This is a genomic window from Siminovitchia acidinfaciens, from assembly GCF_003605385.1.
Lineage (GTDB): Bacteria > Bacillota > Bacilli > Bacillales > Bacillaceae_C > Siminovitchia > Siminovitchia acidinfaciens.
Window position 1 is genome coordinate 207,472 of the sequence record NZ_QYTV02000003.1, and the last position, 13,533, is coordinate 221,004.

A 13,533-nucleotide genomic window follows, 5' to 3' on the forward strand; every position below is an offset into this window, starting at 1 on the left:
CGCAATCACTTACAACGAGACCACTGTTTCAAGGAGGTAAAGGATGAAAGATTTTGAGGATATAACTGTAAGAGAAGTTAAACAATTACCACAATCTATTACTTGTAATAAATGTGGTAAAAGTAAAAAAATAACTGGAACAGAACATGAAAGAGAGTTACAATCGGAAGCATTTCCAACAATTAAACTTGTATTTGGGTACGGAAGTAGTTTTGATGAAGAAATTTGGAACTTTGAACTTTGTGAAAATTGTCTGGTTAAATTTGTAAGGTCATTTATACATCCGCCGAAAATTACTAAATGATTGCTGATAATTATTCACTCTGCTTTCACCATGATGAAGACTGAACAAAATTTCACAGATTAAAGAAGCGCTCATTCCTTAAATATTAAGGGAATGGCGCTTTTAAATTTAGTAGAAGCTATTGGTATTTCTGACTATGAGTGCTCCCTTTATTAATAAGCCCGAACTACTGAGTCATTAATAGCCTACTTCGACCGATGCGACCACAATGTACATCAAATCGTTTTTATCGCCTTTTTCCTCAAGGACGATGCCGCTTGTTGTCAGCATTCCACCATCCATAACCTCTACCGATATTTTACCAAATGGCAAAGTCTTTTTCACAGCATCGATGTCCAGTTTCTCCTTGTCACAGGGAACTGCAAGTTTCACATTTACGATCATATTGTCCAAGCTATTTCCAGGCAACACAGATCGGATCCCCGGCATCGAATTAAAGTGAATGGCATTCTTTACGGCACGAACCGCTGCTTTCGTAATATCCTGACCATGAACATCAATTCCCATCCCTGTTTCAATGAACATTATTTTTTCCATATTTATTTCACCTCGTAATTTAAGTTTGGCATATTTTTCATCTTAAGCCTAGAGTGTTATGCAGGGTCCCTAAAATGTATTACTTTACTAAAAACTATAAACCCGTCTATGTGTTTGAAAAGAGTTATTCAAAAGGCTTGTATCATTTAGCGTCTCTTTCGTCTCTATTGAGCTTCATCTGGTTCCACAGTGATTACTTTTCTTTCATTTCCTGAAGGTTGCTGTCCATGGCACGGATTTTTACTTGTATTTCCTGTGTCTTGCCAAGATTATTTTTAATTAAAAATTGATTCTTATATGTTTGATTTGAATGCTTTGTGGTCACTATTTTATCAAATACAAAAGCGAAAACGAAAACTTTTCTAGAGTAGATTTATAATGTTTAAGTAATGGTGAACATAGGCGTTCAAACTTGATTTAAGATATCAAATGGAATATATTTATACAGGTATTATTACATAAAGCCAATCTTCTGTTTCAGGGTGGAGGAAGCTAGTTCTTTGCAGCTGGAATCACTGCCTGAAGGAAGCGTTCATCCTTGGATCGAGGGGATTGACGCTTCTTTTTTAACCGCTCATCCTTCAATGAATATGCTACGGTCGTCGTACAACTTCCTTTAAAACTGAGGTAAAGATGATCCCCGCAATTAACCTTATTTGAGGGACACTTTCAAATTTCTCTAAACGAACAAAGAAAAATATTTTAGCAGACGGGTGATTTAAGACATCATGTGGTTTATTTTTTCTATTTTAACGGCTGTCGCCTGGGGAGCAGCAAACCTATTTTATAAAAAAGGTTCGGATCCCAGCGATAAATACAGCCACTTAAAGATTGTGACAATGGTTGGCTTTGTTATGGGAATTCATGCGATATCGTATATGTTTATTAAAGGGGTCAGCTTTGATCCTTTTGATATGATTAGATATTTTCCTGTTTCATTTATGTATATTTTATCGATGACGATCGGTTATATCGGCTTAAGATATATTGAATTATCGATAGCTGCTCCGGTTCAAAATTCTTCTGGGGCTGTCAGTGCGCTTTTATTATTTATTTTTTTTCCAAGGGAAATGAGTGTTATAGAAATTTCCGGAATGATAATTGTTACAGCAGGAGTCATAGGGCTGGCTGTTTTGGAGAAACAGGCTGATACGGCGGCTTTACAAGCAAGCAATCAGGTCGTTGACAAGAAGTATCAAATTGGGGTTTTGGCGATTACATTTCCGATCCTATACAGCCTGATTGACGGGTTGGGAACATTTGCAGATGGGATATATTTGGATGAATTAAAGCTTATCAGTGAAGATTCGGCCCTACTGGCCTATGAATTCACCTTCCTTATTGCAGCGATTCTATCTTTTCTGTATTTGAAACTAGTTAAGAAAGAGAAGTTTGTTATTTTTAAAGAGCGTGATAAAGGATTTGCAGCTATCCTGGAAACTACCGGTCAATTTTTTTATGTATTTGCGATGGCAGGAAATGCGATCATTGCGGCACCGCTTATCGCTGCGCATGGAATTTTTTCAGTGATTTTATCCCGTGTTTTCTTAAAAGAAGTATTGAGCGCCCGCCAATATATAATGATAGCAATTGTCATGCTGGGAATTATATTATTGGGAATAACGGAAGGCGGCTGATTTCTCAAACGTCTTCGATGTTTGGTATGATGAACATATGACAAACGATTGAAAGGAAGACAGCAATGCTTGATTTATTGAAGTCACATGCTTCTGTACGTAAATATAAGGATGAACCGATTTCCGACGAGACTTTTCATGAATTGCTTCATGCTGCACAGCATGCCGCCAGCTCCAATTTCGTCCAGGCTTATTCTGTCGTGAGGGTGAAGGATCCTGTTAAAAGGGATAAACTGGCGGAGCTTTCAAAAAACCGGAAACAGTATGAATCGGCCGCATTGCCGCTTGTTTTTTGTGCGGATTTAAAAAGACTGGAACATGCAGTGTCCCTTCATGGGAAAGAGATTTTGGCTGGTGCAACAGAAAGCTTTCTGGTTGCTGTTATTGATACAGCGTTATTTGCCCAAAACTTTGTTGTTGCGGCAGAATCAAAAGGATTTGGTATCTGCTATATCGGAGGAGTCCGAAATAACCCGGAGACAATCAGTGAACTGTTGGAGTTACCTGATCATGTCATCCCGTTGTTTGGCATGACAGTCGGAGTTCCCGAAGAAACGAATGAAGTGAAGCCGCGTCTCCCGGTTGAAGCCATTTTGCATGAAGATACATACGATGAAAGTAAATATGATGAAATTCTTACAAAATATGATTCCGTCATGGAAGAGTATTACCGCAGCCGTACCGCCAACAATAAAAACAGCGGATGGACAGATGTCATGGCCGCGTTTTTGTCGGAACCGCGCAGGACTTATATGCTGGATTTTCTGCAGTCGAAAGGTTTTCTGAAAGACACATAATACTTACCATCCCAGTCTAATTAATGGCTGGGATTTTTTTATGTCTAGAAATAATTTTTAAAGGAAATCACCTTATATTTGTCGTGAATTTTTAATATGTCAGCGTTTTTTTTGCAGCACTTTTTAACATCGTAAACTTTCAAATATATTATCGTTTTATTTGTAGAAATATAGGGATTATTGAATGCGAAATACAATATTTTTGTCAAAAACCTAGGAATTTTGTCGCAATTTGTTATAATGACTTTTATAATTATCTATTTTATTCCAGATAAAGGCAAACTTGTTGAAAAATAAGGACGCAAAGCTTCGGACCTAAGGCTTTTTGCTATGGTGGCCGAGTTACCAAAGGAAATTGGACACTAGAGGTGGGCCCAGTTTTCCCTGGGCCTGCCCTTTTTTTGTGAAGGGAGGTATAAACAATTGTCAATAAGCCGCTTTATTGAATTGGAACAGTTTTATCATTTTTATCAACCGATTTTTGATATAAATAATGGGATTAAAATTGGCCATGAAATGCTATTAAGGTCGGATATTTATCCAAATCCAGAGATACCTTTTCATTTGGCCAAAAAAGAGGATCAGCTTTATGAATTGGATTCACGGTCAATTCGTAAAGCTATTTCCAGCTATCATACGGCAGGTTTATCGAGTGAAATTGGGATTTTGTTTGTAAATATTTACCCGTCGTCGATTTTAAATCCCAACTTTCCCTCATTTATCAACCAAATTGTTGCTGGTAATAATGTGGAAAGTCAGCGATTGGTATTGGAACTATCTGAATCAGAGATAATTGAAGACATGAAATGCTTGAAAAAACAGATATCGAGACTTAAAAAGGACGGATTTTTAATTGCATTAGATGATATTGGGAAAGGCTACTCATGTATTCAATCAATTATTGAACTTGAAGCCGATTATCTAAAATTGGATCGTTACTTTGCACAAGATTTACATATATCCAAAAAAAAGCAGGAGTTCATCTTTCATTTAAAGAAATTTTGTGAGAATACAAGAAGTCAGCTTATTCTAGAGGGAGTAGAATTGGAAGAGGAATTAGAGGTGGCAAAAGCTTTGGGTATTTCAGTTGCTCAGGGATATTTTCTAGGAAAACCCGCTTTGTTAAAGAGATCTTTCTCTAAGACCCAATAAGGTATCAAGGAGTATTACAGATGTCAGCAATACAAGAATTTAGCAGGTATGATATACTCTTTTCTCAATTCCCATATCGAGTTAACTCTACTGCAGAGTATGATTCGTTAATAAGAGTATTTCAATTTTTATATGAAAACACCAACATTAACCATCTCGTTTTTTTAAGAGAAGATACGTTGGTTCAGTATCTTAAATATCACAAATCAAAGCAATTTAAGTTAATTTCTTTTACACAGGCAATACATGATTTAAAAATTTTTATTGCTTATCTAAAGAATAACAAAAGAATCAACAAAGAGTTAAAACTTGATTTGTCATTAAAAAATTATAACTTCTGGAGAAATTTATAGAACAAGCTTGAAATATAAACTCTAGATTTTCGAAATTCTCTAACTAATAATGAAAAAAATCTCAGCCTAAACAGGCTGGGTTTTTTTGTGTGAAACTTTTTCACTATTTAAAAATGAGAAGTATTTAAAACTCTTTATAAAGATTACCGCAAATTAACCGATATATAAGATTGTAGATAAATTTAGTGTGAAAAATGGGTTAAAAGTCCTGTTATTAAAAAAGGTAAATACTTTGTAGAGCAATCGGTTAAGAGGAGGAAGTTACGTGGGCTTTTTTGGAATGGGCAAGTCGAGCAAGAGAATTGAAGAAGGACAAAACGGGACAAGAAGTGGGAAAGTAGAAATAATGATAGAGGATTCTTCCATACTAGATAAAATGAATATGATTCAACTTACGGAAAAAGATATGAAGATCCTTAAAGGCATTCAACCAATTATTGAAACAAATATCGTAGAGATAGTGGAAAGCTTTTATTCCGTCATTATGAAGGTACAAAACCTAAAAGGTATCATCGATAAACACAGTACTGTCGAGAGACTTAAAAAAACTTTGAGAGTTCATATAATAGAGATGTTCGACGGAAAAATAGACCAAAGCTTTATAAACAAACGATTAAAGATTGCTTATGTCCACTACGTCATCGGGCTGGAGCCAGCATGGTATATGGGGGCGTTTCAACATATCAATGACACGATCACTCGCCTTGTCTTTAATGGAATAAAAGACAAACGAAAATTACAAACTGTACTTTCTTCAGTGAATAAAATTTTAAGCTTCGAGCAGCAGATTGTTCTGGAGGCATACGACCGTGAGAATATGAAGAAATTGAATACCCAGTTTGAAGAGGGGAAGGTCTACCTCAAGAACCAAATGACTTCTGTTAGTGAGGGGCTAGTTGCCTTGGCCGAACAAACTCAAGCGTCAGTTGTCACCTTAAGCACAAATATCCGTGAGGTGAATCAAACGACAACAGAGAGCAATGAACAGGCCATTCAGGCAAAAAAATATGCAGACGACGGCCAAAATAAGTTAAAGGAACTGTTGGAAAAAATCAGCGTCATGGACAAATATTCAAGAGACATGATTGAAAGCATCCATCGCTTGGGTGAATCTTCCGATCAGATTTCAAGCGTAATTCACATTGTTCAGGATATAGCCGAACAGACAAATATTTTGGCATTGAATTCCGCCATAGAAGCGGCAAGAGCCGGGGAACATGGGAGGGGCTTTGCTGTACTTTCTCAAGAAGTTCAAAGCTTGGCAGAACAAACCAAAAATTCCATCTCACAAATACATGAGCTGATTTCCAATTCAAACCTGTATAAAGAGCAGGTGATAGAGTCGTTAAAGCATGTGGAAGAGGCGCTCATGTCTGGAATCTCCACTTCCGAACACACAGATAAGGCATTTCAGAATATTGCCGGATCCATCCAGCAAAACAGCATGACGATTATGAAAGTGCAGGAACAAATGGACCAGCTTGTTGCTGTTGTCAATGAAATTGAAAATGCTTCGGCCGTAGTTACGACATCAGCTGAGCAATTGAATGAAGCCGCGATGGCGTAGCTTTCCTTTGTAAAAATGACACTTGCTTTACACGTCCTTATACCCCTTTTTGGGGTCTTTTTATGAAGCGCCCGAAATTACTCAAATTGACCTTTCACTCCCAGCAAATTATTAATATAGGATATTAACAGTATTTGGCGGATAAGATTTTATTTGTTAGCTATTTTGACAGTGATTTGACCGAGACATCAGATATTCATACGAAGGAATAAATGGAATTAGTAATATCGATTAACAGAATGATCATTAACTTAAGAAGAATAATCAGAAATATACTAAGTGCAACCGAATTCTGTCAGCGTTTTCTGAGCGGTGGTCGGTGAGGATTTAATTGCGAGTGCAAGCGTTATCCAGACGATGAATAAATTTTATCGAGAGCTGCCGGGAGTATTCGATTGGAAGAAGTGCTGAGACTTATTTAAAGCATTGCCGTCTAATAGAAAAAGCTGCGGCAAACTGTTAGGTAACTGGCTCTACTTCTCTGAACCTAAATAGTTTGGCGAAGATTTGATGTATCTGTGGCAACTTATGAATTGACGTAAGAATTAATTGATATACTTTCGATCTAGTTGCAGTGAACAAAATAGCCAGAAGAATAATAAACAAAAGGATGATAAAAATGCGTTGGTTCATCAATAGAAAGACTTCATTTAAATTATTATCGTCTTTTATTTTAGTTGCGGTCATACTTGCATCTGTATGTACTTATGCAATGACGAACATGAAGAAAATTAATGAAAATGTTGGTAGTCTATTTATTGGATCAATCATTCCAATGGAAAATCTGAATCAATCGAAATTTGAACTTCAGAAATTACGAATTGTCTGGTATGAAATAGTTTTGTCCGATTCTAAGGTTGACAATAAAGCGAAACTGGAAGAAGTTAAAGAGCTCAGGCAGGATGCCATAAAAAATTTCAAACTATACACTGATTCATATCTGGGATATGGAGAGGCTGCAGAGCGAGAGGCACAAGAAATCTATGATCAGTTCTCCTCAGATTTTGAGGCATACAATAAATTGTATGACGAGGCAATCCGGTCAGTTGCCGCTGACCGAAGTAGCTTTCAACAATTGGACCTGGAATTAATCGAGCAAAATGAACGGTTAATTAACCATATCGACGAAATTTGGGCGGTTGACATGTCAATGTCTGAAGAAGAGTACCATGACTCAGAGAATATGTATTCCATTTCATTAATAGTAATGATTACTGTCACGATATTAACATTAGCTATTTGTATTGCACTTGGGCTCCTGCTGACAAGAGTCATTGCACGTCCGCTTAATGAAATGGCCGAATTGATGGAGAAAGTAGCTGATGGAGATCTCACTGAAACAGCGGATATCCGGTCTCAAGATGAAGTCGGCATATTGGCTCAGTCCGTCAACCGGATGATCGCCAATTTAAAAGGTATGATAAAAAGCATTTCAAGTGCGGCTGAAAATCTGTCCGCGTCTTCGGAACAGGTGTCTGCAAGCACAGAAGAGATAGCGAGTGCCAGCGCCAATCAGGCAACATCAGCCCAAACTATGAATGAGCTGTTCCGTGAGCTCTCGGAAGCAATCAATGCTGTTGCTCAAAACACGGAGCAGGCCGCGGAGCTTTCAAACAAGACAATTCAAATTGCACAAGAAGGTGAAAAAGTAGTGCTTTCTTCTGTAGAAGGCGCGAATCTCGTTGGCGATCAGATGTCTAGTTTGCAGGAGGATTCCAGCAGAATCGGGGAAATCGTCGAAGTGATTGATGACATTGCGGATCAGACGAATCTCTTGGCTTTAAATGCGGCCATCGAAGCTGCACGCGCTGGAGAGCAGGGGCGCGGTTTTGCCGTGGTGGCAGACGAAGTCCGCAAACTTGCCGAAAGAAGCGGCGAAGCGACAAAACAAATCACTACAATTATCAAGGAAATGCAGGAAGCTACAGTTTTAAGTGTCAAGTCAGTGGAAGAAGGAGCTTCATTAACTAAGCAGTCAGGAGAAGCCTTTGAACATATCATTCAGATGATCAATGAAACGGGCAACAAAGTGACGGAAATTGCCAGCGCCAGCGAAGAACAGGCAGCACAATCGGCAGAAGTGCTGACATTCATCGAAAGCATTTCCGCTGCTACCGAGGAAGCGACAGCAAGCAGTGAAGAAACAGCTGCTACATCCCAAAACCTCATAGAATTGGCCGAGGAGCTAAATACAACTGTTGCCGTCTTTAAATTAACGTAATTTGTAAGATTATTTACCTGTTTACTTGCAACTTTTGACTAAAAGCTTACTGCATTGCTTGCTTACTACTAAAGTAGCGTTGATAAGGGAGAAAACATTTTTTAAAAACTTAAAACGTTAAATGGTCAGCCAAAACTTTCAATTAGGAAACAAAGTTACAGGAATTGCCAGTGCCAGTGAGGAACAGGCCGCTAATTCGGAGTAGGTGAAAACGATTATTGAATGCATCGCCGCTGCAACGGTAAAAAACAATAGCAAGCAGTGAAGAAATAACCTCCCTTGCGGAAAACTTGGTAAAATTGACCGATGAGCTGAACATGTCAGTGGCTTCATTCAAGGTAAATTAAATAAATATATACGAAAGCACCGGCTTTTTGCCGGTGCTTTGTTTTTGAGGTTTTTTAGACAAAAGCTTTTCATATTATTAGTATCATCTATTAAAAACAAATGAACTTTATCCGATAAAAAAAATAGTAGTAAGGACATTTCTTAAGATATACTATTTTTACAAATATTAACAAATTATGAAATCGGCAGATTGAAGAGAAACCATGATTATCGAAAGCGGAATTGTTCTACTATTTGAAAATGTAGTAAAAAAGAGGAGGTTGTTTATTAACGCTAAAAATTTAAAGAATCTAATGGATTTAACCAAAAAGGATAATAAAGGGGATATTGTAATATGCGTTGGTTCCTTAATAGAAAAACGTCATTCAAATTGTTATCAGCTTTCATATTAATTGCTGTGATACTTGCCGGTGTAAGTACATATGCAATGTTAAACATGAAGCAACTTCGTGGAAATGTCTGGATGACATATGAAAAAACATTAGTGCCCATGAGTCATCTTACTCAAGCCCAGATTGATCTTTACAAATTAGAAATTCTTTGGCAAGATATTGCATTGTCTGAGTCGAAGTCGGACAATAAAGGAAAATTAGAACAGATAAAGACTCTGAGGCAGGACATTGAAAAAAATGTCAACATTTACGCCGATGTATATTTGGATTTCGGCGAGGAGATACAGCAGGAGGGAGAAAGATTTCGCAAGGAGTTTACCTTAAATTTTAATTATTATAATAAAGTATATGATGAAGCAATCAAATCAGTTTCTGCCGATCGAAGCAGTTTTCAGCAAAGGGATGGTGAATTAAGTAAATTACATGAAGGGGTAGCCAAATATATTGAAGAGATCAAGGCCGTTGATATGGAAATCAATGGAGAAGAATACATTGCTACAGGGAAGGCCTATTCCATGTCAACAATCATTTTGATCATTATTTCAATACTGACTTTTGCCATTTGTATCGCGTTTGGGGTCTTGCTCACTAGGACCATTGCCCGTCCGGTAAATGAAATGAAAAATCTGATGGAGAAAGTGGCGGAAGGGGACTTGACTGAAACTGCTAATATCCAGACGAAAGATGAAATTGGCATACTGGCCCAATCCTTCAATACAATGGTTTTGAATATGAGAGCCACGGTCCAAAATATATTGGGTGCAGCTGAAAACCTGTCTGCTTCTTCCGAACAGGTATCTGCCAGCACAGATGAAATCGCCAGCGCCAGTGCCAATCAGGCAAATGCCGCCCAGACGATGAATGAGCTGTTCAGTGAGTTATCAGAAGCTATCCATGCAGTCGCGCAAAATACGGAGCAGGCGGCAGAACTCTCGAACAAGACGATCCAGCTTGCGCAGGACGGTGAAAAAGTGGTGCTATCTTCCGTAGATGGAGCCAATGTTGTCAGCGAACAGATGGCAAGATTGGAAGAGGATTCCAATAGAATTGGTGAGATCATCGAGGTGATTGATGACATAGCAGACCAGACGAATCTTTTGGCCTTGAATGCTGCAATCGAAGCGGCTCGGGCTGGAGAACAAGGAAGAGGCTTCGCAGTAGTGGCAGATGAAGTGCGAAAGCTGGCAGAACGAAGCGGAGAAGCGACGAAACAGATTACTACAATTATTAAAGGGATGCAGGAAAATACGGCAAAAAGTGTGGAATCCGTTCAGGAGGGACTGGTATATACGAAACAGTCTGGTGAAGCCTTTGAAAATATCATTACCATGGTGAATGATACTGGAAACAAGGTTACTGAGATTGCAGGCGCTAGCGAAGAGCAGGCGGCGCAATCTGCCGAAGTGATGACATTCATTGAAAGCATTTCCGCTGCGACAGAGGAAGCATCAGCAAGTAGTGAGGAAACAGCAACTACTGCCAATGCCCTAACAGAATTAGCCGAAGAGTTAAATGCTTCGGTTTCTACATTTAAATTGACATAATCAGTTTGGTTTACCAAAGCTCTGGTCATTAGACCAGGGCTTTTTCTTTTTGTAAAAATTATTCCTTATGCCGTCTTAAAAAACATAATCATCTGCCGATAAAAACATAGTTGGACATAGATTGGTGAAAAAGCATCTGAAAAATCCCAGTTTTATCCAAATGCAATTAGTTGAACAACCATGATTAATGCAACATTCTGCAATACTTTAATCATTTTTGCAAAATGGTATTTTTCATGACTAAGTTCATGTTTATTGAAAGAAGGTGTTTCTTAATATTCGCTTGCCTGATTCCAGATTCTGGGAATCTAGTTACATAAGCATCAAGATTAATAAACTTAAAGGAAGGGTTTAATATTGAAATTATTAAGTTGGTTTTACAACCTTAAAACAGCAAACAAGTTAATTGGAGCTTTTGTTTTTGTCGCCATCCTCCAAATATGTGTAGGATTATTCGCATTATCCAACATGGGGAAATTAAATAATGGTGTGAATAGTATGTATACCGACAGGTTGCAACCTATTCAAAATATGACGGAAGTAAGGGGCGGTTTCTTAAACTTAAGAGTTATTTTACGGGAGATGTACATAAGAAAATCTGTCAAAGAAAGAGATAATTTGATTGAGAGTACAAAGACTGTACGTACAGAAATAGCTGAATATATTGAGGCGTATAAAAAGGGAGATCTTTCTAACGGGCAAGAAAAGCTGTTGGAAAGCTTTGCACCTGTGTGGGACGAATATAATAAGTCTTTTGAGGAATCTTATCAATTAATCAAAAGTGGTAAGGATGAAGAGTATTTACAATTTATGGATGGGGATTGGCTTGTCCAAGCAAATGAGCTAAATAGCATTATAAATGAATTGATTAATCTAGAGACGGCCGAAGCGGAAAATGCAATTAAAGATGCAGAGGATATGTACACAGTTTCACAAATCATTATGATTTCCGTGATTGTATTCACATTCATTTTATGTGTTGCTTTTGGACTGTTTATATCCAGGATCATTGCCCGGCCGCTTTCTCGAGTGACTGACCTTGTGGAAAAGGTCGCAGATGGAGACCTGACGGAAACGGCAGACATTTATACGAAAGATGAAGTGGGCGTACTGGCTCAATCCGTTAATACGATGGTGTTAAATTTAAGGGCAACGGTGCAAAATATTCAGAGTGCGGCTGAAAATCTATCTGCATCATCCGAACAGGTTTCAGCAAGTACAGAGGAAATTGCCAGCGCAAGTTCAAATCAGGCGAACGCCGCTCAAACGATGAATGAGCTGTTTAGGGAATTGTCCGATGCAATCAATGCTGTCGCACAAAATACAGAGATTGCAGCAGAACTTGCGAATAAAACAATTCAAATTGCACAGGATGGGGAGAAAGTGGTCTTGTCTTCCGTAGATGGTGCCAATGTTGTCAGCGAGCAGATATCCCGGTTGGAAGAAGATTCCAATAGAATCGGTGAAATCATCGAGGTGATTGATGATATAGCGGATCAGACGAATCTGTTGGCGCTCAATGCAGCAATTGAAGCAGCCCGAGCAGGAGAACAGGGACGAGGTTTTGCTGTTGTGGCCGACGAAGTGCGGAAACTGGCGGAACGCAGCGGGGAAGCGACGAAGCAAATTACAACAATTATCAAGGGTATGCAGGAAAATACTGCGCTCAGTGTCAAATCGGTTCAGGAAGGGCTTGTCTTTACGCAGCAATCAGGTGAAGCCTTTGAAAATATCATTCATATGGTGAATGATACAGGCAATAAAGTGACGGAAATTGCCGGCGCCAGCGAGGAACAGGCGGCTCAGTCGGAAGAAGTGCTGACGTTCATCGAAAGCATTTCCGCTGCTACGGAAGAAGCAACTGCAAGCAGTGAAGAAACAGCGTCAACAGCACATACGCTGACCGATTTGGCAGAGGAATTAAACGCGTCGGTAGCTGCTTTTAAAATAAACTAATCCAAATAACAAGCTATCATAATGCAAAGTCCTGGTTTTTAACCAGGGCTTTTGTCGTTGGTTTAAATATCGGAAAAATGAATATTTCATGACCTGCTAAAAAAATCCAAGTATATGCCGATAAAAACAATGTAGTTAATATATTAAATTAGTAATGCAAGTATTCCAGTTTTTATCTAAAAATTAATTAGCGGTGGATCAAAAGACCCATCCACCTACTTGATGCAGGGTGGCAGATTACATTTTTAAAAGAGGGAGGGAGATCGTTGAGTACGAAGGATGAACAATATGTCGTATTTGTTGTTAATCAAAACCATTACGCAATTTCCATTCATGATGTTTCTGAAATTATTCGAATGCAAACTGTCAAATGGGTGCCCAATTCACGCGAGGAGTTTTTGGGTGTCATTCATCTTAGAGAACAAATTATTCCGATTATCAGTCTACACCGGGTTTTTTCAGAAAAAGAAAAAACAATCGATTCAAAGACTAGAATGATTGTTTTACAAACCAATGGCCAGGAACTGGGGTTTGTAGTGGATGAAGTGGATCATGTCATGTTCTTACCAGACGAACACATCAGTCCGGCACCGCACCTTTCGCAAAGTGAGTGGATCAATGGGGTTTACCATCATGATGATAGAACAATTGCTTTGCTTAACTTACAGACATTATTGCAGCACGTTGACGTTCAAAAAGCTTTAGATTAATACAACTTATTAATG

Annotated in this window: 11 protein-coding genes and 1 riboswitch; of the genes, 10 read left to right on the forward strand and 1 reads right to left on the reverse strand. The window is 38.5% G+C overall.

Translation table 11 applies throughout. The features are described from left to right. Positions 1 to 43: 43 nt before the first annotated feature. Complete coding sequence (locus tag D4T97_RS08385; protein ID WP_126049593.1) at positions 44 to 304, forward strand: hypothetical protein; 261 nt, start codon at positions 44 to 46, stop codon at positions 302 to 304. 177 nt (positions 305 to 481) lie between these two features. Here the strand turns inward: D4T97_RS08385 and D4T97_RS08390 are convergent, their stop codons facing one another. Further along, entirely contained in the window at positions 482 to 841 is a 360-nt protein-coding gene (locus D4T97_RS08390; protein WP_126049595.1) for a Lin0512 family protein, read from the reverse strand. Between the two features lie 728 nt (positions 842 to 1,569). Here D4T97_RS08390 and D4T97_RS08395 point away from each other — a divergent pair. The 9 genes from D4T97_RS08395 (at position 1,570) to D4T97_RS08435 (ending at position 13,518) form a co-directional block, all read left to right on the forward strand. Further along, complete coding sequence (locus D4T97_RS08395; RefSeq protein ID WP_126049597.1) at positions 1,570 to 2,478, forward strand: EamA family transporter; 909 nt, start codon at positions 1,570 to 1,572, stop codon at positions 2,476 to 2,478. Between the two features lie 65 nt (positions 2,479 to 2,543). Then, a complete protein-coding gene (nfsA, locus tag D4T97_RS08400) occupies positions 2,544 to 3,275 on the forward strand; it encodes an oxygen-insensitive NADPH nitroreductase (protein ID WP_126049599.1) in 732 nt (243 codons plus the stop codon). A gap of 266 nt (positions 3,276 to 3,541) precedes the next feature. Continuing rightward, a riboswitch (cyclic di-GMP riboswitch) is annotated at positions 3,542 to 3,625 on the forward strand. Positions 3,626 to 3,698: 73 nt separating this feature from the next. Next, positions 3,699 to 4,427: an EAL domain-containing protein gene (locus D4T97_RS08405; RefSeq protein ID WP_164525512.1), complete on the forward strand. Its 729-nt coding sequence runs from the start codon at positions 3,699 to 3,701 to the stop codon at positions 4,425 to 4,427. A 20-nt stretch (positions 4,428 to 4,447) separates the two neighbouring features. Further along, positions 4,448 to 4,780: a hypothetical protein gene (locus D4T97_RS08410; RefSeq protein WP_126049603.1), complete on the forward strand. Its 333-nt coding sequence runs from the start codon at positions 4,448 to 4,450 to the stop codon at positions 4,778 to 4,780. Positions 4,781 to 5,045: 265 nt separating this feature from the next. Further along, entirely contained in the window at positions 5,046 to 6,347 is a 1,302-nt protein-coding gene (locus D4T97_RS08415) for a globin-coupled sensor protein (protein WP_126049605.1), read from the forward strand. A gap of 619 nt (positions 6,348 to 6,966) precedes the next feature. Then, positions 6,967 to 8,568 carry a methyl-accepting chemotaxis protein gene (locus D4T97_RS08420; protein ID WP_126050238.1) on the forward strand — a complete coding sequence of 534 codons (1,602 nt, stop codon included), beginning with the start codon at positions 6,967 to 6,969 and terminating at the stop codon, positions 8,566 to 8,568. Between the two features lie 682 nt (positions 8,569 to 9,250). Beyond that, positions 9,251 to 10,852: a methyl-accepting chemotaxis protein gene (locus tag D4T97_RS08425; RefSeq protein WP_126049607.1), complete on the forward strand. Its 1,602-nt coding sequence runs from the start codon at positions 9,251 to 9,253 to the stop codon at positions 10,850 to 10,852. A 357-nt stretch (positions 10,853 to 11,209) separates the two neighbouring features. Then, on the forward strand, positions 11,210 to 12,808 hold the full coding sequence (locus D4T97_RS08430; RefSeq protein ID WP_126049609.1) for a methyl-accepting chemotaxis protein: 1,599 nt from the start codon (positions 11,210 to 11,212) through the stop codon (positions 12,806 to 12,808). 266 nt (positions 12,809 to 13,074) lie between these two features. Further along, positions 13,075 to 13,518 carry a chemotaxis protein CheW gene (locus D4T97_RS08435; protein ID WP_126049611.1) on the forward strand — a complete coding sequence of 148 codons (444 nt, stop codon included), beginning with the start codon at positions 13,075 to 13,077 and terminating at the stop codon, positions 13,516 to 13,518. The last annotated feature ends 15 nt before the right edge of the window (positions 13,519 to 13,533 follow it).

What these genes read in the sequence shown, in the direction of transcription:
- D4T97_RS08385 (WP_126049593.1), top strand. Translation starts at nt 44, where the DNA reads ATGAAAGATTTTGAGGATATAACTGTAAGAGAAGTTAAACAATTACCA.
- D4T97_RS08390 (WP_126049595.1), bottom strand. Translation starts at nt 841, where the DNA reads ATGGAAAAAATAATGTTCATTGAAACAGGGATGGGAATTGATGTTCAT.
- D4T97_RS08395 (WP_126049597.1), top strand. Translation starts at nt 1,570, where the DNA reads ATGTGGTTTATTTTTTCTATTTTAACGGCTGTCGCCTGGGGAGCAGCA.
- nfsA (WP_126049599.1), top strand. Translation starts at nt 2,544, where the DNA reads ATGCTTGATTTATTGAAGTCACATGCTTCTGTACGTAAATATAAGGAT.
- D4T97_RS08410 (WP_126049603.1), top strand. Translation starts at nt 4,448, where the DNA reads ATGTCAGCAATACAAGAATTTAGCAGGTATGATATACTCTTTTCTCAA.
- D4T97_RS08420 (WP_126050238.1), top strand. Translation starts at nt 6,967, where the DNA reads ATGCGTTGGTTCATCAATAGAAAGACTTCATTTAAATTATTATCGTCT.
- D4T97_RS08425 (WP_126049607.1), top strand. Translation starts at nt 9,251, where the DNA reads ATGCGTTGGTTCCTTAATAGAAAAACGTCATTCAAATTGTTATCAGCT.